We start from the raw sequence: 22,649 nt of genomic DNA on the forward strand, positions 1-22,649 counted from the left end.
CGCCGGTCGCTCGGCAAGGAGGCACACATGGCATCGAAGCTGCTGAGGATTCCGATGCGAACCGACTACGTGGACGCCGTCTACCAGGCGCTGGCCGACGCGATCTGCGACGGCACGCTGGCGCCGGGTACGCGCATCACGCAGGAGGAGATCGCCGAGCGCTTGGCGGTGTCGCGCTCGCCGGTGCTGCAGGCGCTGCGCCTCCTGAAGAAGGACGGGCTGGTGCAGGACGCGCCGGGGCGCGGCGTGCTGATCGCGCCGCTCGACGCGGGCTGGCTCAGCCATCTCTACGAGATCCGCGGCACGCTCGATTCGCTCGCGGCGAGGCTGGCCGCGCGGCGCGGGGCGCGGCTCGACGCGGGGCTGCTCGCGCGCGGCCGGCTGGCTTCCTCGCAAGGCGAGGTGGGCGCCATGATCGACGCGGACATGGCCTTTCATTTCGGCGTCTACGCGGCTTCGGGCAATCCGCTGATCGGCGAGACGGCGCGCGTGCATTGGGTGCATCTGCGCCGCGTGATGGGGGCGATGCTGCAGGTATCGGGCCAGCGCGCCTCGATCTGGGACGAGCACGCGGCGATCGCCGAGGCGATCGAGGCCGGCGAGGCCGAACGCGCGGCGCAGTTGTCGGAGCTGCATACGCATCGCGCGCATGCGCATCTGGTGGCGGAGTTGCGGGCGGTGCTGGAAGTGGAGGGGACGGCAATGTGAACGGATGAGGCGCTCGCGCGACGCCGGCTCAGGACGTGGCCGGGCGCGCCGCGTCGAGCAGCCAGTCGACGAAGCGACGGACCTTGTCGGTATCGCGCTCGTCCTCGCGGTAGGAGAGGAAGTGCGTGGCGCGATGGAGCGGCGCGAAGCTGTCCTCGCCGAGCACCACGAGATCGCCGCGCGACAGTTCGCGTTCGGCCAGGCGGGTGGTTTCGAGCGCGACGCCCAGCCCGTCGACGGCCGCCGACAAGGCCAGCGCGGCGCGATCGAAGGAGGGGCGGGCGCGGCTCGGCAGCGCCAGCCCGTTGCCGGCGAACCAGTCGGCCCAGCCGATGCGGCTCAGTTGCGAATCGATCAGCGTCAGGCGCCGGATCAGCTCGCGCGGCTCGGCGCCCGGCGCGAGCAGGGAGGGCGAGCACATCGGCGCGATGCGTTCCTCGCCCATGGCCAGCGTGACGAGTTCGGGCGCTTCGATGGCGTGGCCGTAGGAGATGGCCACGTCGATCTCGCGATCGCGGCGCAGGTCGATCGGCTCGGCGCCCGAAGACAGGCGGATCGTGATGTCGGGATGGTCGCGCATGAACTGCGGCAGGCGCGGGCCCAGCCACTTGGCCGCGAAGCTCGGCGCGCTGTGCAGCGCCAGCACCTGCGCGGCGGGCGCGAGACTGACCTCGTCGCAGGCGGCCTCGATCACGTCGAACACGCGCGCGAGATTGTGCTGCAGGCGCGCGCCCTCGGGCGTGGTCTCGACCGCGCGATGGCGGCGCGTCAGCAGCCGGCGGCCGACGTGCTCCTCGAGCTCGCGCACCTGGTGGCTGATCGCCGACTGCGTGAGGTGCAGCTCCTCGGCGGCGCGCGTGAAGCTCTTGAGCCGCGCGGTCGCCTCGAAGGCTCTAAGCAGTACGAAGTTCGGGATCCGTCTCATGCGCGCCTCCAGGTATGAACGGGATTCATGTTTGTATGAACAGCCATCGTTTGTCAACGCATCGAGCGGCGCGGAGCATGAAGGGATCGGACCCGGTCCGTGCCGTTTTTTTCAATCAACGTCCTTGAAGGAGGCAGTCCCATGTCCACGGTTGCAGAACGTCCCGCCGAATCGATCCTGAAGCCCGGCAAGGTGTCGATCTACCAGCCCGAGCAGGAAGGCTTGATCTTTCCCGAGCTGCCCGAGTTCGATTCGCTCGACGCGCATCGCCGTCATCTGAAGGAGCGCCTGGTGGCCGCTTGCCGCGCCTTCGCGCTGCAGGGTTTCGACTACGGTTTCGCCGGCCACCTGACGGTGCGCGATCCCGAGCATCCGGGCCTCTACTGGACCAACCCGATGGCCGTGCATTTCTCGCAGGTGAAGCTCTCGAACCTGATCTGCGCCGATCATCGCGGCACCGTGGTGGAGGGCGAGTACGCGATCAATCGCGCCGGCTTCGTGCTGCACGCCGCGGTGCACGAGCAGCATCCCGACATCGTCGCGATGTGCCACGCGCATACCGTTCATGGCACCGCCTTCGCTTCGCTCGGCAAGCCGCTCGCGCCGATCTCGCAGGACGCCGCCGCGTTCTACGAGGACCACGTGGTGATCGGCGACGAGGCAGGCAAGGTGGCGGTGGAGGTGAAGGGCGGCAACAAGGTCGCCAGTGCCTTCGCCGGCGTGAAGGCGGCGATCCACCAGAACCACGGCCTGCTCACCGCGAGCCGCCACAGCATCGACTCGGCCGCGTTCTGGTTCATCGCGCTGGAGCGCTGCTGCCAGCAGCAACTGATGATCGAGGCCACCGGCATCGTGCCGCGCGAGGTCACGCCGGAGCGCGCGCGCTACAGCCGCGAGCACGTCGGCAGCGACTACATCGGCTGGCTGCATTTCCAGACCATCTGGAACGACCTGCTCGCCACCCAGCACGACATGTTCGACTGACGCGCGCGAGTCGTCCCGATTGCCGAGGCGGCCGCGCGCCGCTTCGGCCGAGCACCGGGCGGCGCAGACAGACCCGCAAAGGGCGCGCCGCCGCGGCAACCACAAGGCCCCTCAGGAGACAAGCATGAATTCCCCCAGCCAGGCCGCCTTCCTCGAAGGCGGCGAGTCCTCGGCGTTCGCGAAAGCCACGCTGCGGCTCGTGCCGTTCCTGTTTCTCTGCTACCTCGCCGCCTATCTCGACCGCATCAACGTCGCCTTCGCCAAGCTGCAGATGCTCGGCGATCTCGGTTTCAACGAGGCCATCTACGGCTTCGGCGCGAGCGTGTTCTTCATCGGCTACCTGCTGTTCGAGGTGCCGAGCAACCTGTTGCTGCTGCGGGTCGGCCCGCGCCGCTGGATCGCGCGGATCATGGTGACCTGGGGCTTCCTGTCGGCGGGCATGATGTTCGTGCACACGCCGCTGCAGTTCTACGTGATGCGCTTCCTGCTCGGCGTGGCCGAGGCCGGCTTCTTCCCGGCCATCGTGCTCTACCTGACCTACTGGTTCCCGTCCTCGCGCCGCTCCAAGGTCACCGCGCTGTTCATGACGGGCATCCCCATGTCGGGCGTGATCGGCGGGCCGCTGTCGGGCTGGCTGATGACCCAGCTCGGCGGCGCGCACGGCCTGGCCGGCTGGCAGTGGCTGTTCCTGCTGGAGGGGCTGCCCACCATCGTGCTCGGCGTGATCGCCTTCTTCTTCCTCGACGACCGGATCCAGGACGCGCGCTGGCTCGACGACGGCCAGAAGGCCGCGATCGAGCGCAAGCTGCGCGAGGAGGCGCCCAGGAGCGCGCTGCATTCGGTGATGGACGGCCTGCTGAACCGCAAGATCCTGCTGGTCAGCGGCATCTACTTCTTCTACACCATGGGCCTGTACGGCGTGAGCTTCTGGCTGCCGACCCTGATCAAGGCCAGCGGCGTGTCGGATCCGCTCGACGTCGGGCTGCTCACGGCGGTGCCCTACGCGGCCGGCGCGGTGGCGATGATCGTGGTGAGCCAGAGCTCGGACCGTCATGGCGAGCGGCGCTGGCACCTGATCGTGCCGGGGCTGGCGGGCGCGATCGGGCTGGCGATCAGCGTGCTGTTCGCGCATTCCACCGTGCTGGCCATGATCGGCCTGACGATCGGCACGATGGGCGTGATGACCACCATCTCGCAGTTCTGGGTGCTGCCGCCGGCCTTCCTGGGCGGTGCCGCGGCCGCGGCGGGCCTGGCGCTGGCCAATTCGGTGGGGAGTATCTCGGGCGTGGTCAGCCCGTCGCTGATCGGCGTGATCAAGAACGCGACGGGCTCGGCGGGGGCGGGGGTGCTGGTGTTGTCGGTCAGTTTGATCGTCGGCGGCGCGCTGGTGCTGCTTGTGCCGCCGAGCCTGGTGAATTCGCCGAGGCGCTGAAGCGCGGGCTGCGTTGCAGCACCCGCGCGGGCGGGATCAGGCCACCGCTTCGCTCATGTGGCGCACCAGGTTCTCGCGCGCGAATTCGGTGTGCTGCACGCTGAGCCGCGCGGCCAGTTCCTCGTCGCCGGCCGCGATCGCCTCGGCGATCGCGGCGTGCTCGTCCCATACCGTCTTGCGCTGGCCCACCACCTGGTGCACGGCGCCCATCACGCGGCGCAGCAGCATCCAGTGCAGGCGCGCGTTGTCGACGATCAGCGGATTGCCCGAGGCCGCGTAGATGGCGCTGTGGAAGGCCATGTCGGCCTCGATCATGGCCTTGATGTCGTTGCCCTTCGAGAGCTTGCGGCCGTTGGCGATCAGCGACTTGTCGAGCTTGACCTGCTTGCGCGCGGCCAGGCGCGCGGCCAGGCTGTCGAGCGCGCCGCGCAGCTCGTAGAGATGGCCGATGCGCTCGGCGTCGAGCGGCGCGACCTGCAGGCCGCGGCCCGGCGCATCCTCCACCAGCCCGTCCTTCTTGAGCAGCCGGAACGCCTGCAGCACCGGCGAGCGCGACACCGCCAACTGCTCGGCGATCTCCTCCTGGACGATGCGCGTACCCGGCGCGATCGAGCCTTCGCTGATCGCATCGAGCAGGACGCGATAGACCTCGTCGACGTAGTCGGTACGCGCCTGGATTTTCACGAGTTTGGCTGGCATGGTCACGGCTTCGGTGGATACAGAATACCGTAGCTTACCAGCATGGCCGGGCCATGCGTCGCGCATGCCGCGCGACGCCGCAGGGAGGAAAGGGGATCGGCGGAAAGGGGCTTATTGCCTGGCGCGGCGGGGAGAGAGGCGGCCGAACCAGGTGGGTAGGCCGGCTTCGGGCGTGCCCGCATGCAGGCGATCGGAAGGCATCGCGTCGCTGCCGAAGGCGAGGCGCAGCGCATCGGGACGGCGCGGCGCCTCGTCGGCCGGTGTTTCCTGCACGAACACGATGGCGGCCGAGGCTCGATAGCGCTGCGCCCGGGCCACCGCGCGCGCCATGTCCTCGCGCAGGCGCGCCGGCTCGCAGGCGCGCGCGTCGCGCACCACGATCGACAACAGGCCCGGGGCCGCGCGTAGCAGCAGCCACGCGGATTCGATCTCGCCCAATTCGTCGCGATCGAGGCACCGCCAGTCCAGCGTCTCGCCATCGACAGGCATGCCGTGCCGCGCGAGCAACTCGTGGGCCGCTTCGGGCAGCGCCCCTTGCATCCAGCCATCGAGCGGGGCGGCGGGACGCGCGGCCCGCGGGAAGGAAAAACCGGTTTCGCCGAGCAGGAACGAGGCCTCGTGTTGGTGGCGGGGGGATCGGCCAAACAGAAACTCCGGCATCTTCATCGCGCTGCCTTCCTGGGGACTGTCTCGACGGTTGGGGAGGTGGTTCGATTATTCGTCTACGGAATGCCGAACTCTGTATCCAGAATCTTAGAAGGAGACTACCCTGCCGGACATCGGGGCAAACACGCAGCCTCGCTGCTGCGCAGCAAGGTCCGGCGCGTGCGACACGTTCATGCGGGAAACCCCTAGGCAGGATTTAGCCATGTATTACCAGCCCCGCGGCCGCGCTCGCTACGCTGGCGTTCATGCATGGCCCATCCCCACGAGAACAGGACAAAGCATGATTCGAATTCGTCGCAGCGCGGCTTCAGGTATTTCGTGTGCATCGTCTCGACGGCTCGCGCCGGCCCTGCTGGCGCTCGCCTGCCTGGGCACGGCCGGCGGCGCGCAGGCGGTAGGCAATCCCGCCCAGGGACAGGCCCGATTCGGCGCCTGCGTGGCCTGCCACGGCGCGAACGGCAGCCTGCCCACCTCTCCCGCCTTCCCGAAGATCGGCGGCCAGAACGCGGCCTACGTGGCCGCCGCCCTGCACGCCTACAAGAGCGGCCAGCGCAACGGCGGCACCGCCCAGATGATGCAGCCGATGGCGCAGGGCCTGTCCGACCGGGACATCGACGACCTGGCCGCCTACATCGCCACGCTCGGGCCGAAATGAGGCGCGCGTGACGGCCCGCCCTTCCATTCACGCCAAGGAGCCAGACATGGCAAGACGCCACCCGATCATCGCCGGCCGATGGGCCGCGGCATCGGCTTCACGCGCGAGCCGGCGCGTTTCCGCGCCTTACCCGGCATGTGCATCGCGCCTCCAGGAGAGCACCGCATGGCCAAGCTGATCCACACCATGGTGCGCGTGCGCGAGCTCGATCGTTCGCTCGCGTTCTACGAGGCGGCCTTCGGGCTGCTGCCCTCGCACCGGCTCGACTTCGACGATTTCTCGCTGGTCTACCTGCGCAATGCCGAGGCCGAAGCCGAACTCGAGCTCACCTGGAACAAGGGCCGCGAGCCGGCCTACACGCATGGCGACGGCTACGGCCATGTCGCCTTCGTGGTGGACGACGCGGCCGCCGAGCGCGCGCGGCTGATCTCGCTCGGCATGCAGCCGAAGGATCTCAAGGAGTTCCGCGACGGCCGGGGCGAACTGATCGCCCGCTTCTTCTTCATCGAGGATCCGGACGGCTACAAGATCGAGGTACTGGAACGACACGGCCACTACCGCTGATCGGCAAGCCGGCCCGCATCACCGCATCACCGCATCAGAACAAGACCAACGACAAGCAACACCGTGCCCGCAATCAAGGAGACGCACATGAAAGGCAAAACCATCGGCATCGCCCGCCAGGGGCCGGCCGAAGCGGAAGGCCCGCGGCGTATCGCGCTCACGCGCCGCGAGCTGCTCAAGGGAAGCGGCGTGCTGATCGGCACGCTGGCGCTGTCCTCGTCGCTGGCGGCGCTGGCGCCGAGCCGGGTCTGGGCCCTGGAGCTGCAGGGCCTGGACGCGCACCAGGGCGCGGTGCTGCTGGCGCTGACGCGGCAGATCTACCCGCATCCGACGCTCGACGATGCCGTCTACGCGCTGGTGGTGAAGGATCTCGACGCCAAGGCGCGCAAGGATGCCGCCACGCGCCGGCAACTCGCCGAGGGCGTCAGGCAACTCGACGCGAAGGCGGCCGACGGCGACTGGACCAAACAGGACGGCGCCGCGCAGGCCAAGGACACCGCGGCGCTCGCCGGCACGCCGTTCTTCGAGACGGTGCGCAGCACCGCGGTGGTCTCGCTCTACAGCAACGGCCTGGCCTATCGGCACTTCGGCTACGGCGCCGCCGAGGGCGACGGGGGCTACCTGTTCAAGGGCTTCGACGACCTGAGCTGGCTGCCCGATCCCGCGCCGCAGGACAGCGGCCCCGTTCCGGCAGCCTGACCCCTGGGAGAACCGACATGGCAACGCAACAAGCTGGCAAGCGCTTTTCGCATGACGACGGCAACGTGGTGGTGATCATCGGCTCCGGCGCGGGCGGCGGCACGCTCGCCAACGAGCTGGCGCAGCAGGGTATCGACGTGGTGGTGCTGGAGGCCGGCTCGCTGAACACCCAGGCCGATTTCAAGACCGAGGAATGGGACGCCTTCCACCTGCTGTCCTGGCTCGACCCGCGCACCACCTCGGGCTCCTGGCGCGTGGCGCGCGACTTTCCCACGCTGCCGGCATGGATCTGCAAGACGGTGGGCGGCACCACCACGCACTGGGCCGGCGCGAGCCTGCGGATCCAGCCGCACGAGTTCAAGGCGCGTACCCACTACGGCGCGATCGAGGGCGCCTCGCTGCTCGACTGGCCGGTCACGCGCGAGGAACTCGATCCCTACTACGACCGCGCCGAGAAGAAGATGGGCGTGACGCGCACCAATGGCTGGCCGGGCCTGCCCGGCAACAACAACTTCAAGGTGATGCACGCCGGCGCGAGCAAGCTCGGCTATCGCGAGTGCAATACCGGCCACATGGCGATCAACAGCACCAATCGCGACGATCGCAGCCACTGCTATCAGCGCGGCTTCTGCTTCCAGGGCTGCCGCTTCGGGGCGAAGTGGTCGACGCTCTATACCGAGATCCCGAAGGCGCAGGCCACCGGCCACATGGAGCTGCGGCCGAACTCGCACGTGGCGCGCATCGAGCACGACGCGCACGGCAAGGCGAGCGCCGTGCTCTACTACGACGCCAAGGGCCGCCTGCAGCGCCAGAAGGCGCGCGTGGTGGCGGTGGCCGGCAACTCGATCGAGACGCCGCGGCTGCTGCTGGCCTCGGCCTCGAGCCGCTACCCGGACGGGCTCGCCAATTCCTCGGGGCAGGTGGGGCGCAACTACATGCGCCATACCACCGGCTCGGTCTACGCGGTGTTCGACAAGAAGGTGGAGATGTACAAGGGCACCACCATGGCTGGCATCATCGAGGACGAGGCGCGGTTCGATACCAAGCGCGGCTTCGCCGGCGGCTATCACATGGAAACCATCTCGCTGGGCCTGCCCTTCTACGCCGCCTTCCTGAACCCGGGCGCCTGGGGCAGCGATTTCACCCAGGCCATGGATGCCTATCCGTACACGGCCGGCATGTGGATCGTCGGCGAGGACATGCCGCGCGCCTCGAACCGCATCACGCTCAATCACGCGGTGAAGGACCAATACGGCCTGCCGGTGGCGAACGTGCATTTTGACGACCACCCCAACGACGAGGCGATGCGCGAGCACGGTTTCCGGCAGGGCAGCGCCGTCTACGAGGCGGCGGGCGCGAAGACGGTCTATCGTGTGCCGCCTTATCCTTCGACGCATAATCTCGGCACGGCCCGCATGAGCGCGCGCGCGGAAGACGGAGTCTGCAACGGTTTCGGGCAGACCCACGACATCGCCAACCTGTTCATCTCGGACGGCAGCCAGTTCACCACCGGCGCGGCGGAGAATCCGACCCTGACCATCGTCACGCTGGCGATCCGCCAGGCCGACCATATCGCCGGGCGCATCAAGCGGCGCGAGCTGTGAGCGGCGCGGGCCCATCCCAAGGAGACTGTTCGCATGTGCAGTGTCTACATCAACGCGGATCCCATCCTCTACGAATCGCGCACGCGCGCGATCCGGATACACGGGGTGGTCACCACGGTGCGCCTGGAGAACCTGTTCTGGGACGTGCTGCAGGAGATCGCCAATCGCGAGGACATGACCACCAGCCAGTTCGCCGCCAAGCTGCATGACGAGCTGGTGGCGCTGCGCGGCGAGGAGCCGCTCAACTTCGCCTCGTTCCTGCGCGTGTGCTGCATGCGCTACCTGTCGGTGAGCAGCGCGCGCAACCAGGCGGCCGGCGACGCGCCGCCCGGCGCGGCCCGGCTGAAAGTGGTGGAGGCCGGGCGATAGGGGCAGCGCCCCGCGGCAGGCCCGGGGGCCGCCCGATGCGCGGCCCGCCGGGATCCCGCCCCGTTGCCTCGGGCGTGACCAGCCTGTCTCGCTGCGTTCGCATCCCGGTCACGCACTTCGTGTCGCCGCCGTGACGGCCGCGCCGAATTCCTATAGTGACGGCACTTACAACGCGTCAGCGAGTTCCGTCATGCCTCCGTCTCCCCTGATCAGCGGGCGCACCAGCCCGGCCCCGACAACTGCCGAGCCGTCGTCGCAGCACGGCACCACGCCCGTCATCAACGAGCCGGCCCAGGCCACGCAGCAGCAGAACAACCCGGCCCTGGCCATGCAGCGCCGCCGCCAGCGACCGAGCTCGCTGAATGGTGGCACGCCGGTGCAGACGGGCGCGTCGTCGCTCGCGCGCAGCGCCTCCGACAGCGCGCTGGCCGCGCGGAACGGCATGGTCGAATCGCCGCCGGCGAACCTGTCGCCGCTACAGGCCAGGATGGCGCAGCACGTCCAGCACGCGGTGGAGGAACAGATCAACGGCTCGGGCGAGTCGAGCCCCACCAGCTCGATCAGCTCGCTGGCGCTCGACGATCCGCACCTCCCGCCGTCGGCTCCGGCCACCACGCCGGCACAGGCCGAGGCGCAGCTCAACGAAGCGTTGAAGAACGCCGACGAGGCGATCGAGTTCATGGCTTCGCTGGTGGCGGCACTGCAGCCGCATGCGGAGCCGCCTTCGCCGTCGTCCTCGAGCCTGCATGTGCCGCCATTGCCGGACAGCAGCGACTCCTCGCTGCGCAGCAGCGTGTCGAGCGAAAGCCTGCACCTGCCGCTGCAGGGCAACGGTTCGAACACGAGCCTGCACGTGCCGCCGTTGCCCGACAGCAGCGATTCCTCGCTGCGCAGCAGCGTGTCGAGCGAGAGCCTGCACCTGCCGCTGCAGGGCAATGGCTCGAACGCGAGCCTGAACGTGCCGCCGCTGCCCGACAGTAGCGACTCGTCATTGCGTCGCCCGGTTTCGTCGGCGAGCGGCGCCTCGGGCCGGCTGCCGCCGCCGCGCACGCGCCTGTCGTCCAGCCAGCGCCCCTCGCTGCAGATCGAGACCGAGGACGTGCCCGAGCGCGAAGGCGATATCCCGCTGCGGACCCGCAACGCCACCACCAATGAAGCCGAAGCCTCGCCGTCGAGCGCCAGCACGGAAAGCTCGAGCAGCTCGGAGCTGGGCGGCAACGCGCAACTGGTGGCCAACCTGAAGGGCTGGGCTTCCAATATCGGGCATGTCGCCGGCCACGAGGCGGTGGCGGTCGGCCTGACCACGGCGATCCGCGAGGTGGTGAGCGGCCTGGTGCGGGCGGCGCAGAACAACGCGCCCGGCACCGAGAAGGCGCAGGAGGCGGCGGCCGGCGCGTTGATCGCGCTGATGGGGCTGGGCAACCTGCTGGCGATGGCTTCGCGCCGCGCACGCGGCACCAATTCCAACATTGCCGATATCGGCAACGGCCTGCAGATCGCCGGGCTGATCAGCAGCGCGCTCAGCGCGAAGGAAACCGGCCAGTTGCGCGACCAGTTGCCCGCGCTCGCGCGTACCTTCGTCTATGCCGGATTGCGCGACACCGTGAACACCGTGAAGCCCTACAAGAGCACCCCCGACGGCGAGGGCAATCCCTTGCTGGCACAGTTGGCGAACACCGTGCCTTACGGTTTCAACCAGTTCTTCGTGAACTGGGGGCAGGGCGCGCGCGGCATGTCGGGCGCGGGCTTCGCCGACAGGCTCCACGAAATCTCGCAGATCAGCAACAAGACCGAGGCCGACGAAGCTTCGCTGCAGCTCGCCAAGGAGGCGCCGCTGCAGTTGTTCGCCTATGTCGGCGCGAATACCGGCGGCGAGTTCTTCGACAAGATCGCCGGCAGCGTGTTCGAGCAGGCGGTGGGCAAGCTCGGCTGGAGCGGCGCCGCGCAGTTGCAGATCGGCCACGACGAGCTGCACTGGCCGACCGGCTCCGAATGGGGCGACGCCGCCGAGAAGACCATCTCGCGGATGTCGCTGTTCGGCTCGGCGATCGGCACCTCGGCGGCGGCCGGCGCGGCGATCGCGGCGGACGGCTACAGCGACTTCCATGCGTCGATGGCCAACAACGCCGTGGGCGGCGCACTGGTGACGGCACTGTGCCTGCCGTTCGTGATGACCTTGATGCGCAAGGCCCGGGCGAGCGGCAGCAGCGCCGGCAGCGCCAACAACGCGTGAGCCGGGCGGGGCGGGCGGCGCGCAAGGCGCGGTCCGTCCCGCATCGAGCGCACGCCGGTGGATTGCGGCGCGTTCGCGCGCGCGCTCAGAGCGCGTGGCGATACACCAGGAAGCCCGACTTGCTGGCGAGCTGGTCGTAAAGCTTCATCGCCGTCTGGTTGGTTTCGTGCGTCTGCCAGTAGACGCGTTCGGCGCCGTCCTGCCTCGCCTCGCGATAGACGGCCTCGATCAGCGCGCGCCCGACGCCCTTGCCGCGCGCCGAGGCCAGCGTGTAGAGATCCTGCAGGTAGCAGATCGGGCCGGCCAGCGTGGTGTGGCGGTGATAGAGGAAGTGGACCAGCCCGACGATCTCGCCCGCCGATTCCGCCACCATCGCGTGCATCGGCTCGTAGCCGTCGAAGAAGCGGCGCCAGGTCAGCTCGGTGATGTCCCTGGGCAGCGCCGTCTCGCCCACGCGGCCGTAGAACTCGTTGTAGCCGTTCCAGAGCGGCAGCCAGGCGTTGAAGTCGGCGGGGGTGACGTAACGGACGACGAGCGTGTCTTTCACGGCAAGGGCTCCTGGGTTCGGCATGAAGGGATTGCCGGCCAGTATAGGAGCGCGCGTGGCGCTTGTTGAGCGCCACGCGGTGCCGGAATCATGGAGCCACGAAGCGGCTCAGCCCAGGCGATAGACCTTCTCCGCGGTGCCGCGGAACAGCGCCGCGCGCTCGTCGGCGCCGGCATCCGCGGTCATCCGCTTGAAGGCGTTCCAGCCGTTGCTGAACGGATAGGAGCCCTTGTCGACCGGGAAGTTGCTCTCGAACATGCAGCGCTCGGCGCCGAACATCTCGATGCAGGCGAGCATCCAGGGCTTCCAGGCCGCGGCCAGCTCGATCGACGAGGGCGGGCGCTCCCCCTTCTCGAAGTCGAAGCCGTTGATGCGCATGCCCAGGCCGCCCACCTTCACGTGCACGTTCGGCAGGCGCGCCAGCTCGCGCATCGAGCGCGACCACTGCTCGAACACGTCCTGTCGATGCGCGGCGTAGCTGGCGATCCGCACCACGCCGCCGCAATGATTGATGATGATCGGCAGGTCCGGATGCGCCTTGGCCAGCTCGAACAGTTCCGGCAGTTGCGGGAAGAACAGCCAGGCATCGTAGGACAGCCCCAGCGGCGCGAGTTGCGCGATGCCCTCCTGGTAGCGGCGGTCGAGCAGCAGGCCGCGCGGCGCGCCGGTCAGCGGATTGGCCAGCGTGGTATCGGCATCCCAGGTCACCAGGTGGCGGATGCCGCGCAGGCGGCCGTCGCCGGCGGCCAGCTCCGCCTCCAGCACCTCGCGCACGGCCGCTCCCTGCCGCAGGTCAGCGTAGCCGACCATGCCCTTGGCCACCTGCGGCTTGCCGTGCTGCAGCGGCGCGGTCACGCCCGCCACGTATTCGATCTCGCCGACCGGGCGCAGCGCTTCCGGGCCCGATCGGCGATAGCGCGTGAGCGCCTGCATGTAGACGGAAGCCCTGATGTCGTGCCCCGATCGCGCATCGGCCAGGTATTCGTCGAGCAGGTAGGTCCAGCCGGGGCGTTCGTAGAAGTGGTGATGCGCGTCGATGATCGGCAGCCCGGGTTCGAGCGCCGCCTCGGTGCCCGAGGCCAGCCAGTCGGCCCGCACCGGGAGGTAGTTGCTGGAGGGATTCATCGGGGGCGGGTTCTCCTTGGCGAAATCCGGCCGCGACGCGAGCGCGGGCAGCAGGGTGGAGGCAGCGGCCGCGCCCAGCAGGCGACGGCGGCGCGCGGAAAAGCGAGTGGGATGGCTCATGGTCACGATCTCAGGATTCGCGGTGGAAGGCGTGGAGCGACAGCGTCAGCAGGGTCGTGATGCCGAGCACGATGGCCAGGCCGATCATGCCGGACGAGAAGGTGCCGAAGCCGTCCTTCAGATAACCGACCAGGTAGGGGCCGGCGAAGCCGCCCAGCGCGCCGATCGAGTTGATCAGCGCGAAGCCGCCCGCGGCCGCCTGGCCCGACAGGAAGCGCGCCGGCAGCGTGTAGAAGATGGTGCGCCCGGCGATGGTGCCGATCAGGGCCAGCGTGATGCCCGTCATCGCCGGCAGCAGGTGCTGGAAGTGGGTGGATACGCCCAGCGCGATCGCGCCGATCAGCAGCCCCACCGCGAGATGGGTGATGTGGCCGCCGCGCCGGTCCACGTGCCGGGCCCAGGCGAGCAGGGCGATGGTGGCGAAGAAGTAGGGGATCGCCGAGATCCAGCCGGTCGCGGCCAGGCTCATGCCATGCGCCTTGAGCATCTGCGGCAGCCAGATGCCGATGCCGTAGGAGCCCATCGTGAAGCCGAACGAGATCAACGCGAGCACGTACATGCGCGGGTCGCGCAGCGCGGCGCGGAAGTCCTTGCGCTTGCCGCTCGCGCCCTGGTCGCGATCGAAGGCGGCCTGCAGCGCCTGCCGCTCGTCGGGCGAGAGCCAGCTCGCGTCGGCCGGCTTGTCGGCCAGCAGCCGCAGCACCAGGAAGCCGAGCAGGCAGGCCGGCAGGCCTTCCACGATGAACATCCACTTCCAGCCCGCGATGCCGAGCCTGCCGTCCATCTGCAGCAGCCAGGTGGAGAGCGGGCCGCCCACCAGCGAGGACAGCGGCGTGGACACCGTGAACCAGGCCAGCACGCGGGTGCGGTAGTGCGCCGGGAACCAGACAGCGAGGAAGAACACCACGCCGGGGAAGAAACCCGCCTCGCCGATGCCGAGCAGCAGTCGGATCAGGTAGAAGCTGTTGGGTCCGGTGGCCAGCGCGGTGGCCGCCGCGAAGAAGCCCCAGCTGATCATGATGCGGGCCAGCCAGCGTCGCGCGCCGAAGCGGTAGAGCGCGAGGTTGCTCGGCACCTCGCACACGCAGTAGCCGGCGAACATGATGCCCGCGCCCCAGCCGAACTGCGTGGCCGTGAGGCCCAGGTCGCGGTTCATGGTCAGCGCCGCGAAGCCGACCCCGGTGCGATCGAGGTAGTTGAAGAAATAGGCGAGCGAGAGCAGCGGAATGAACCGCCACGCCGCCTTCCTCACCGCCTGCTGCTCCAGCGAGGCGTTCGCCGGGATGAGGGCGCGTGTCATGTCCCGCGAGATCGAAACCATGGCGTCTCCAGTATCGTTTGGACGGCCGGAAGCGCGCATGCGATCGCGCTTCGGCCGCTTTCTCGTGTGATGCGTATCGATGTCAGGCGCTGGCCAGTTCGTTATCCGAAGCAGCGGGCGCGTCGCCAGCGTGTGGCTCGGTGCAGCGCACCACGCCGGCCTGGTTCAGTTGCCGGATCTCCCCCGGGCGGTAGCCGATCTGTTGCAGCAGCGCCTGCGTGTGCTGGCCCAGCGCCGGCGGCGCCGCGCGCAGGCGCAGGCGCTCGCCGTCCAGCGTCAGCGGCAGCAGGGCCGTGCGCGTGGCGACCGGCTTTCCGGCGCCGCTGGCATCGGCCGGCAGCGTGACCTCGGCCAGGCCGCCGGTGGCGAGCAGGTGCGGATCGTCGAACAGCTCGTGCGGCCGGGTGATCGGCGCATAGGGCAGGCCGATGCGCTCGAAGATCGCGCTGATCTCGGCCGCCTCGAGCGCTTCCATGTGGCTGCGCAGGCGCGGCAGCAGCCAGTCGCGCGCCTGCACGCGCTGGTTGTTGGTGGCGATGCGCGCGTCGGCCTTCAGGTCGGCGAAGCCGAACGCGTCGCAGAACAGTTGCCATTGCGTGTCCGATACCACCGCGAGGAAGATCTGCTCGCCGTCCTTGACGGTGAACACGTCGTAGACGGCCCAGGCCGAGATGCGGTTCGGCATCGGCGCCGCGGTCTTGCCCGTCACGGCGAACTGCATCATGTGCTGGGCCACCAGGAACACGTTGTTCTCGAACAGCGCGCTCTGCACCTCCTGGCCGCGGCCGGTTCGTTCGCGCTGCGCCAGCGCCGCCATCGCGCCGATCGCGCCGAACATGCCGCCCATGATGTCGTTGACGCTGGTGCCGGCGCGCAGCGGGCGCCCGTCGGGGCCCGTCATGTAGGCCAGGCCGCCCATCATCTGCACCACCTCGTCGAGCGCGGTGCGGTGCTCGTAGGGGCCGGGCAGGAAACCCTTGTGCGAGACGTAGACCAGGCGCGGGTTGAGCTTCGAGAGATGGGCGTAGCCCAGCCCCAGTTTCTCCATGGTGCCGCTCTTGAAGTTCTCGCTGAATACATCTGCACTGCCAAGCAATCGATGCACGATTTCCTGGCCGCGGGCGTCCTTCACGTCCACCGCGAGGCTCTTCTTGTTGCGGTTGAAGGTGCCGAAGAAGCCGGCGCCGGAGCCGCGCAGCGTGCGCGTGCTGTCGCCGGCGATCGGCTCGATCTTGACGACTTCGGCGCCGAGGTCGCCCAGCACCATGCCGCAGGTCGGGCCCATCACCATGTGGGTCATCTCGACCACGCGCAGGCCCTCGTAGGGCAGCGATCGCTCGGGCTGCTGGCTCATTGCGGCACTCCCAGCAGGCAGGCTTCGGGTTGCGGCGCGCTCGGGGCGCGGCCGTCGGCATAGGCGAAGCCCTTGGGCAGGCCCGCGTCGGGCAGGTGGCCGTAGAGCGCCTCGCCGGGCAGCGCCTCGGCGAGGATCGCGCGGGCCGCTACCAGCGCATCGACGTCGATGCTGGTGTCGTAGCCCATCGCTTCCAGCAGGAACACCAGGTCCTCGGTGACGATGTTGCCGGTGGCGCCGGGCGCGTAAGGGCAGCCGCCCAGGCCCGCCTGGCTCGCGTCGATGGTGGTCACGCCCGCGTCGAGCGCGGCCACCACGTTGGCCAGGCCCTGGCCGCGCGTGTTGTGGAAATGGGCACCGCCGGCCTTGCTGCCGACTTCCGCCTGGAGGCGCTTGAACAGGCGGCGGACCTGGGCGGGATTCGCGTAGCCGCTGGTGTCGGACAGGCCGATCTCGTCGACGCCTGCCTCGGCCATCGCCAGGCACATGCGCAAGGTCTGGTCGTCGCTGACCGTGCCCGCGAGCGTGCAGCCGAAGGCGACCGAGACGCCCGCCTCGATCGTGATGCCGGGAAAGCTCGCGTCGCGCAGGGCGACGATCTGGCGGACCTCGTCGATCAACTGCGCGGTGGTCTTGCGGATGTTCGCCATCGCGTGCTCGTCGGTCACCGAGACCGGCAGCGTGATCTTGTGCACGCCCGCCTCGAAGGCGTGCTGCGAGCCGCGCAGGTTGGGCGCCAGCACGGCCACGTGCAGGCCCGGGATCGACAGCGCATGCGCGACCACCTCCTGGATGTCGGCCATCTGCGGCAGCAGGCGCGACGGCACGAAGGAGCCCACCTCGATCTCCTTGAGGCCGGCCGCGGCCAGCGCGGAAATCCAGCGCAGCTTGGCCTCGGTCGGCATGACGCGCTGGATGCTCTGCAGGCCGTCGCGAGGGCCGACCTCGCTGACCAGCACGCGGTTTGGGGACGATGTCGTCATGGTGCGGCTCCTTTATTGCGTTCTATCTGATAGATCGATGTTCTGTCAGGTGGAACTATAAAAGCGCGAGCGTACTGTTTTAAGCCGTGTTAACCCGCAATTTCGCGAAAATCCTGGATCTTGTGTTCTATCAGGCAGAACGATAGAGTGTGCGGCGTATCAATCTCGAAAGGATCGGGCGGGTGATGGAAGACGAAGCAGGTTCCGCGCAGGAGGCGGTGGACGCGAATTCGAGCGGCGTGGCCGTGCTCGATCGCGCGTTCGCGATTTTCGAGGCGTTCGGCCCGGGCGATGATCGCCTGACGCTGGCCGAGCTGTCGCGCCGCACGGCGCTGTACAAGAGCACGATCCTGCGGCTGCTGGCGGCGCTGGAGCACGGCGGCTTCATTCGCCGGCTGCCCGACGGGCAGTACGCGATCGGGCCGGCGCCCTTGCGGCTGGCGGCGCTGTACCAGCGCTCGTTCGCGGTCGGGCCGGTGATCGAGCCGATCCTGCAGCACCTGAGCCAGGACCTGGCCGAGACGGCGTCGTTCTACGTGAGGCAGGACGACAAGCGCCTGGTGCTGTATCGCGTCGAGCCGGCGCGTTCGGTGCGCGTGGCGGTGCGCGTGGGCGAGGAGTTTCCGATCGACAAGGGCGCGTCGGGGAAGGTGCTGCGGGCCTTCACGGAGCACCAGCCGAAGCTGGCCGAGGTGCGCGAGCAGCTTTGGGCGGTGTCGCGCGGCGAGCGGGATCCGGAAACGGCTTCGGTGTCGGCGCCGGTGTTCGGGGCCAGCGGCGAGCTGGTGGGGGCGCTGACGATGTCGGGGCCGAAGGGGCGCTTCGATCTGCCGCCGATTCTGGCGGAGGCGGTGAGGGCCTTGCTGGCGAGTGCCAGGCGGGCGACGGTGGTGTTGGGCGGGGACGGCGGCAGGTTCGAGGCGAGCCTGGCGGCGGCGGGGGAGGCGGGGTTTCGGGTGGGGTGAGCCGGAGCGCGCCGAAAGGGAGCAAGATCGACGGTGGCACTTTCAGTCCCGGCTATATCGAAGGAGACGCGATGAATCAGCTTCAAACACGCCATGCCGAACTCTCGGATATTCCCTCGATCGAGGCGCTGATCGAGTATTCCGTCACTGAGCTGATGATGCGCGAGTATTCCGACGAGCAGCGCAGGCTCTCGATCGGCGCGCTGTTCGGCGTGGACCGGAAACTGATCGAGGATCGGACCTATTTCGTGGTCGAGTCGGATGGCGTGATTGCCGGTTGCGGCGGCTGGAGTTTTCGGCGCAAGGCCTTCGGCGGCGAGGCGGTCGCGAATCGGGAAGCGGGTTGCCTCGATCCGGCCAACGAGGCGGCGCATATTCGAGCGTTTTATGTGCATCCGCAATTCGCCCGACTGGGCATCGCCACGCTGCTGATGAAGACGAGCGAAGCGGCGGCGCGGGAGCGCGGCTTCACGCGGCTGCAATTGACGGCGACGCTGACGGGGCAGCACTTCTACACGAAATACGGTTTCCAGGCGCGCGAGCGGCTCGACTTCCTGTTGCCGGGGGATGTCAGGTTTCCGCTGGTCGAGATGGAGTTTGTCTGCGCGGAAGCGGAGCGTGGCGGCGAGCCTGCCTGATTGATGCGATCGGGCCAGGCTCCGGATAATCAGTCCGTATCGAGAAAAGCGAGTCACGCGTTCGCGGACTCGCTTTTCCATTACCGCATCACGACTGGATGAAGGCGAGCAGGTCGGCGTTGAGCACGTCGGCATTGACCGTCAGCATGCCGTGCGAGAAGCCGGGGTAGGTCTTCAGCGTGCCGTTCTTCAGCAGCTTGATGGACTTCAGCGCGGCGTCGGCGATCGGCACGATCTGGTCGTCCTCGCCGTGCAGCACCAGGGTCGGCACGGAAATCGCCTTCAGGTCCTCGGTCTGGTCGGTTTCCGAGAAGGCCTTGATGCCCTCGTAATGCGCCTTCGCGCTGCCGATCATGCCCTGGCGCCACCAGTTCTGGATCACGCCCTGATGAATCGTCGCGCCCGGGCGGTTGAAGCCATAGAACGGGCCGCTCGGCACGTCGAGGAAGAACTGCGCGCGGTTGTCGGCCAGCGCCTTGCGGAAGCCGTCGAACACCTCGAGGGGCAGGCCTTCGGGGTTGGCATCGGTCTTCAGCATGAGCGGGGGCACCGCGCTGACCAGCACCGCCTTCGCGACGCGGCCGGCCGGCTCGCCATGCTTGGCGACATAGCGGGCGACTTCACCGCCGCCGGTCGAGTGGCCGATGTGGACGGCGTTCTTCAGGTCGAGCGCCTCGACCACGGCGAAGGCGTCGGCCGCGTAATGGTCCATGTCGTGTCCGTCCGATACCTGCGACGAGCGGCCATGCCCGCGACGATCGTGGGCGATCACGCGATAGCCCTTCTGCACGAAGAACAGCAACTGCGCGTCCCAGTCGTCCGAGGACAGGGGCCAGCCATGATGGAAGACGATGGGTTGCGCGTCCTTGGGGCCCCAGTCTTTGTAGAAAATCTCGACCTGATCTTTGGTGGTGACGAACGGCATGGTAATCCTCACTCTGAGAAAGATTTGGAGCAGGGGCCGGGCCGAGCGGGGCTCGGCGCGGGGTTGGTGGTGGTGCGGGTGGAACGGGGCGACGGTGCTCGGCTGAGCGAGCGTGAGAGCTTGGGGGCACGGAGCACGTGGGACTGCGTTACGCGTGCTTCGATGGCCGGCGAATCAGGTCCCGTGCAGGACAAGCCAGCTTGCCCGCTTACGGTTTCGCGTTTGTGTCTGTTGTCGCCTGGTAGAACAGTACACGCTTACGCGCTTTGTTTGCAGGGTTGGTTGGTGCGAAGGTGGTTGCGAGGGATTGAGTGCCTAGCGGTTTGCGGAAATAGCACCAAGATGGTGAAGGTTTCGACGCGGATGCGATGGTTGGTGATGTCCGTGCGGCGGAAATGACAGGCAGGCTGCCTTCAGCGTCGGTCCGTTATTTTTCCAGAAGCGTCTTCAGGTAATCCACTCTTTGCCTGGTGAGTTCGGCAAGACAATCCCTGACGATCAGGGCGGGACCTTCCCCCTGGGATTGCGAGGCCTCCGCCGCGAGATAGCCATTGCATTGCTTGTCTCGGTAGTTGAGCCAGGCTTTCTGCGATTGCTCGAACTCGGCCTTGTATTGCGTGGAGGCGTATATCTTCTGATAGATCGCGTTGAGGTTTTTCTTCGCGTCGGCCAGGGTACGATTCGTGCAGGTTAGATCGTCGTAGACGGTTCCGTTGCCGGTGCAGGTTTCGGCGAGTGCGCTCAAAGGGGCGAGGAGAAGCAACAGGCAGATGATTTTATTCATGGCGTCTTCGATTGATCAGTGAAAATTTTTAACTTCCATTCGAACCTGCTGCCAGGGCCGCGAGGCGCCTTCGCATCGACCCAAGAATGCATGCAGCATTCGAGCCACATGCATCGCGATCCTTGACCCAGAGGCGCTGATCCTGGATGAGGGAGGCCATCGGTGAACCTGATGCCTTGGCTTGGGTTACGGCGCGTCTATAGGATTCTGCGATGCTTTGATCAAAGGCGGCCAGTTGATAAGAACCGCAAATCGCGTGTTCCGTCGAGGTCGATGCCTTGAGGCAAGGGAACGACGCTTGGATGGGCGCGTTGCTCGGAATTTTCATAAGCACCAACATGACTTCGTCACGCCAACGCAGATACATTTTCTGGTCATCGGCGAGAGCGATCCAGGCGCCAGGGATGCCCTTGTTCTTGTTGTCGGCCGAGTTGCCCGTGTTGTCCGAGCGGCCGAGGTCGCCTTGCCACCGGCCTGTCGTGCACATGAGCGTGAATGCTCGGATATGCATTCCTTCGGCACTCTCCAGCTTGTAGTCGCGAACGGGATCGACATCGGCAGGTGCTGGATATGCGTACCCACCTAAGCTGCGGAGCATGAGATCTCGCAGCGATGCATCGATGTCGTGCACGGCAGGTTTCGCGCAATGATCCGGGAAATCGTCGGCGTCGTCCGACACCTCATCAGGCGTGAATTCGAAGATCCGCCCGTTCAGACGCGGATCGTTCCATGCGTATTCGGTGGTGCGGCCCGATTCCGTATTGAGATGAACTTCCTTGACTTGCCACTTGCCGGCGAGGGTAGCCGGAAGGGGAGCGCCAAGTATGTCGGTCGTGACGAGGATGAAGGCGAAGGCGGCTACGAGGTGGAATATCTTTCGCTTTTTCATGGTGGCTGCTCGATCGATCCAAGCGGGTCGCCCTTTGTTCAGGAACCTGGAAATTCAGGTTACCAATTCTTATAGAAATTCAGTCGAGCGACACATACGTCGTGAGCCTCCTCCAGCTTGGCGGCGGTCATGCTGCAGTCCAAATCGACATAGCTGACCCAATCGGGGTTGTTTCCGTCGGATGTGTCTCTGCGCAGCTTGGAGATGACCTTGGTCGTATCGCCGCCCTCGTAAAGATTGGCCATCACTGCCAGGGAGCGCCTGAACGCATCCATCCCGGTGGATGAATCGAGGTAGTGAATTTCGTCGATTCGAGATGCCGTGGTTGAGGCAAGGCACGACCATTTGTCGATCGATGCTTCGGCTCCTGGGGCGGTCGCGCTGAAAGCTTGTTGGCAGTAATTTTCCTTGTATTTGATCCACGCTCTCTGTGTATCGATGAATTTTTGTTTTTGAGGGAGAGGCAGTTTTTTCAGTAGATCGTTGTAGCCACGATTCAACTCCCGATCTTTGCGGCCGAAATCTGCTTGGGCGCAGCTCGCGAGATCGGAAGTTGTCTGCCCTTCACAGGCGGGGCTGGCGTGTGAGCCGAAGGGAACGAGCAACGTCACGCAAATGAAAAATTTCTTCATGAGATCGTTCTGATCTGATTTTCTCGAATTCGCATGGAGCTGTGAATTTTTCGACTCGGTTTGTCTTAAAGGACGGGGCCTCGACTACGAGGGTGCAGCTTCATGGTCCCAGGGAAAGCGCCGACAGTAAATTGAACATGATGACGCGTACTCTTTGCGCTATCTCGGGGCTCACTGCCCATGTTCCCGCCGCACCATGTCATCGAACTGTTGCTGCTGCTCCAGGGCGCGTCGCTTGATTTCCTCGCTATCGTCCCCGCCTTGCACCGGCGCTCGCGAACGCGCATACGCCCCCGGATCCACGTTCGACGTGGGAGGCGCGTTATGTATGGTCTCGATGAGCCTTTGCCGTTGCTCCTGAAGCTGGCGCTGTGCCTGAGGGCGCTGCGCGATATCGAGCGCATTGCGTTTCTTCGTGATGTCATCGATCACCGCCTGCAGCACCTGTGCACGATGCGTATCGTGAGCGGCGATAGCCTGCTTCAGGTCTTGCCTGGCTTTTTGCTCCGCCAGGTCATATTGCAGGAACCGTGGATCCAACATGCCGGCCGATACCGACATCCTGTCCATGTTGATGTTTTGGCAAAGCTGATCGCAGGGCGGCGGCGGCGGTGCGCAACCTGCCAGCAAGGCGATGCTGGACAGCAACGGAAATATCCTGGCGGTGGTTTTCATCGAAATCCTTTGCCGATAGGGAAGTTGAGTAAGAGGGCCGGACGATGATGTCCAGCGTGTCCTATGTCTCGATTCGCGGTCGCTCGACCACTCGAACCCCTGTTCCGCGAAGCCGAGCGCTTGCAGTTAAGACACCTGGGCGATGCTGCCGCG

24 protein-coding genes are annotated in these 22,649 nt (G+C 67.0%); 11 read left to right on the forward strand and 13 right to left on the reverse strand.

The window, feature by feature from the left end:
* Window positions 1–27 precede the first annotated feature (27 nt).
* Window positions 28–708, forward strand: coding sequence for a GntR family transcriptional regulator (locus F3J18_RS08310; RefSeq protein WP_025099391.1), 681 nt, complete (start codon window positions 28–30; stop codon window positions 706–708).
* A 28-nt stretch (window positions 709–736) separates the two neighbouring features.
* On the opposite strand, the gene F3J18_RS08315 is transcribed toward F3J18_RS08310, so the two are convergent.
* Window positions 737–1,633: a LysR substrate-binding domain-containing protein gene (locus tag F3J18_RS08315; RefSeq protein WP_166912462.1), complete on the reverse strand. Its 897-nt coding sequence runs from the start codon at window positions 1,631–1,633 to the stop codon at window positions 737–739.
* 141 nt (window positions 1,634–1,774) lie between these two features.
* On the opposite strand from F3J18_RS08315, the gene F3J18_RS08320 reads away from it, so the two are divergent.
* Complete coding sequence (locus tag F3J18_RS08320) at window positions 1,775–2,617, forward strand: class II aldolase/adducin family protein (protein ID WP_166912463.1); 843 nt, start codon at window positions 1,775–1,777, stop codon at window positions 2,615–2,617.
* A gap of 124 nt (window positions 2,618–2,741) precedes the next feature.
* A complete protein-coding gene (locus F3J18_RS08325; protein WP_025099388.1) occupies window positions 2,742–4,049 on the forward strand; it encodes an MFS transporter in 1,308 nt (435 codons plus the stop codon).
* Between the two features lie 36 nt (window positions 4,050–4,085).
* On the opposite strand, the gene F3J18_RS08330 is transcribed toward F3J18_RS08325, so the two are convergent.
* Together F3J18_RS08330 and F3J18_RS08335 are read right to left on the reverse strand one after the other, a co-directional pair.
* Window positions 4,086–4,748, reverse strand: coding sequence for a GntR family transcriptional regulator (locus F3J18_RS08330; RefSeq protein WP_029950650.1), 663 nt, complete (start codon window positions 4,746–4,748; stop codon window positions 4,086–4,088).
* Window positions 4,749–4,859: 111 nt separating this feature from the next.
* The gene (locus F3J18_RS08335) at window positions 4,860–5,414 is read right to left on the reverse strand and encodes a hypothetical protein (RefSeq protein WP_166912464.1); all 555 of its coding nucleotides are present in this window, start codon (window positions 5,412–5,414) and stop codon (window positions 4,860–4,862) included.
* 280 nt (window positions 5,415–5,694) lie between these two features.
* Here F3J18_RS08335 and F3J18_RS08340 point away from each other — a divergent pair, with 280 nt between their 5' ends.
* From F3J18_RS08340 to F3J18_RS08365, 6 genes are all read left to right on the forward strand, one after another.
* On the forward strand, window positions 5,695–6,069 hold the full coding sequence (locus F3J18_RS08340; RefSeq protein WP_166912465.1) for a c-type cytochrome: 375 nt from the start codon (window positions 5,695–5,697) through the stop codon (window positions 6,067–6,069).
* Between the two features lie 165 nt (window positions 6,070–6,234).
* Window positions 6,235–6,633, forward strand: a complete 399-nt coding sequence (locus F3J18_RS08345) for a VOC family protein (protein WP_025099385.1) — start codon at window positions 6,235–6,237, stop codon at window positions 6,631–6,633.
* 87 nt (window positions 6,634–6,720) lie between these two features.
* On the forward strand, window positions 6,721–7,332 hold the full coding sequence (locus F3J18_RS08350) for a twin-arginine translocation signal domain-containing protein (RefSeq protein ID WP_166912466.1): 612 nt from the start codon (window positions 6,721–6,723) through the stop codon (window positions 7,330–7,332).
* A gap of 17 nt (window positions 7,333–7,349) precedes the next feature.
* Window positions 7,350–8,936, forward strand: a complete 1,587-nt coding sequence (locus F3J18_RS08355) for a GMC family oxidoreductase (protein ID WP_036048943.1) — start codon at window positions 7,350–7,352, stop codon at window positions 8,934–8,936.
* 33 nt (window positions 8,937–8,969) lie between these two features.
* A complete protein-coding gene (locus F3J18_RS08360) occupies window positions 8,970–9,305 on the forward strand; it encodes a ribbon-helix-helix domain-containing protein (RefSeq protein WP_013699603.1) in 336 nt (111 codons plus the stop codon).
* A gap of 190 nt (window positions 9,306–9,495) precedes the next feature.
* The gene (locus tag F3J18_RS08365) at window positions 9,496–11,538 is read left to right on the forward strand and encodes a hypothetical protein (RefSeq protein ID WP_166912467.1); all 2,043 of its coding nucleotides are present in this window, start codon (window positions 9,496–9,498) and stop codon (window positions 11,536–11,538) included.
* A gap of 85 nt (window positions 11,539–11,623) precedes the next feature.
* Here the strand turns inward: F3J18_RS08365 and F3J18_RS08370 are convergent, their stop codons facing one another.
* The 5 genes from F3J18_RS08370 to F3J18_RS08390 form a co-directional block, all read right to left on the reverse strand.
* A complete protein-coding gene (locus F3J18_RS08370; protein WP_166912468.1) occupies window positions 11,624–12,085 on the reverse strand; it encodes a GNAT family N-acetyltransferase in 462 nt (153 codons plus the stop codon).
* Between the two features lie 108 nt (window positions 12,086–12,193).
* Entirely contained in the window at window positions 12,194–13,330 is a 1,137-nt protein-coding gene (locus F3J18_RS08375) for an amidohydrolase family protein (RefSeq protein WP_166912470.1), read from the reverse strand.
* Window positions 13,331–13,340: 10 nt separating this feature from the next.
* Window positions 13,341–14,630, reverse strand: coding sequence for an MFS transporter (locus F3J18_RS08380; RefSeq protein WP_240154533.1), 1,290 nt, complete (start codon window positions 14,628–14,630; stop codon window positions 13,341–13,343).
* A 103-nt stretch (window positions 14,631–14,733) separates the two neighbouring features.
* The gene (locus F3J18_RS08385) at window positions 14,734–16,005 is read right to left on the reverse strand and encodes a CaiB/BaiF CoA-transferase family protein (protein ID WP_166912474.1); all 1,272 of its coding nucleotides are present in this window, start codon (window positions 16,003–16,005) and stop codon (window positions 14,734–14,736) included.
* Complete coding sequence (locus F3J18_RS08390) at window positions 16,002–16,988, reverse strand: hydroxymethylglutaryl-CoA lyase (protein WP_166912476.1); 987 nt, start codon at window positions 16,986–16,988, stop codon at window positions 16,002–16,004. The genes F3J18_RS08385 and F3J18_RS08390 overlap by 4 nt, the downstream gene beginning before the upstream one ends.
* Before the next feature lie 185 nt (window positions 16,989–17,173).
* On the opposite strand from F3J18_RS08390, the gene F3J18_RS08395 reads away from it, so the two are divergent.
* On the forward strand, window positions 17,174–17,953 hold the full coding sequence (locus F3J18_RS08395; protein WP_166912478.1) for an IclR family transcriptional regulator: 780 nt from the start codon (window positions 17,174–17,176) through the stop codon (window positions 17,951–17,953).
* A complete protein-coding gene (locus F3J18_RS08400) occupies window positions 17,950–18,591 on the forward strand; it encodes a GNAT family N-acetyltransferase (RefSeq protein ID WP_166912480.1) in 642 nt (213 codons plus the stop codon). The genes F3J18_RS08395 and F3J18_RS08400 overlap by 4 nt, the downstream gene beginning before the upstream one ends.
* A gap of 88 nt (window positions 18,592–18,679) precedes the next feature.
* Here F3J18_RS08400 and F3J18_RS08405 read toward each other — a convergent pair whose 3' ends face one another.
* The 5 genes from F3J18_RS08405 to F3J18_RS08425 all read right to left on the reverse strand — a co-directional run bounded on the left by F3J18_RS08405 (window position 18,680) and on the right by F3J18_RS08425 (window position 22,496).
* Complete coding sequence (locus F3J18_RS08405) at window positions 18,680–19,516, reverse strand: alpha/beta hydrolase (protein ID WP_025102202.1); 837 nt, start codon at window positions 19,514–19,516, stop codon at window positions 18,680–18,682.
* Window positions 19,517–19,943: 427 nt separating this feature from the next.
* Window positions 19,944–20,300 carry a lysozyme inhibitor LprI family protein gene (locus F3J18_RS08410; protein ID WP_166912482.1) on the reverse strand — a complete coding sequence of 119 codons (357 nt, stop codon included), beginning with the start codon at window positions 20,298–20,300 and terminating at the stop codon, window positions 19,944–19,946.
* A gap of 28 nt (window positions 20,301–20,328) precedes the next feature.
* Window positions 20,329–21,189, reverse strand: coding sequence for a lysozyme inhibitor LprI family protein (locus F3J18_RS08415; protein WP_166912484.1), 861 nt, complete (start codon window positions 21,187–21,189; stop codon window positions 20,329–20,331).
* Window positions 21,190–21,248: 59 nt separating this feature from the next.
* Window positions 21,249–21,821: a lysozyme inhibitor LprI family protein gene (locus F3J18_RS08420; protein WP_166912486.1), complete on the reverse strand. Its 573-nt coding sequence runs from the start codon at window positions 21,819–21,821 to the stop codon at window positions 21,249–21,251.
* 171 nt (window positions 21,822–21,992) lie between these two features.
* Window positions 21,993–22,496 carry a hypothetical protein gene (locus tag F3J18_RS08425; RefSeq protein WP_166912488.1) on the reverse strand — a complete coding sequence of 168 codons (504 nt, stop codon included), beginning with the start codon at window positions 22,494–22,496 and terminating at the stop codon, window positions 21,993–21,995.
* Between the last annotated feature and the right edge of the window lie 153 nt (window positions 22,497–22,649).

Source organism: Burkholderia sp. Ax-1720 (assembly GCF_011753035.1).
Classification (GTDB): domain Bacteria; phylum Pseudomonadota; class Gammaproteobacteria; order Burkholderiales; family Burkholderiaceae; genus Burkholderia; species Burkholderia gladioli.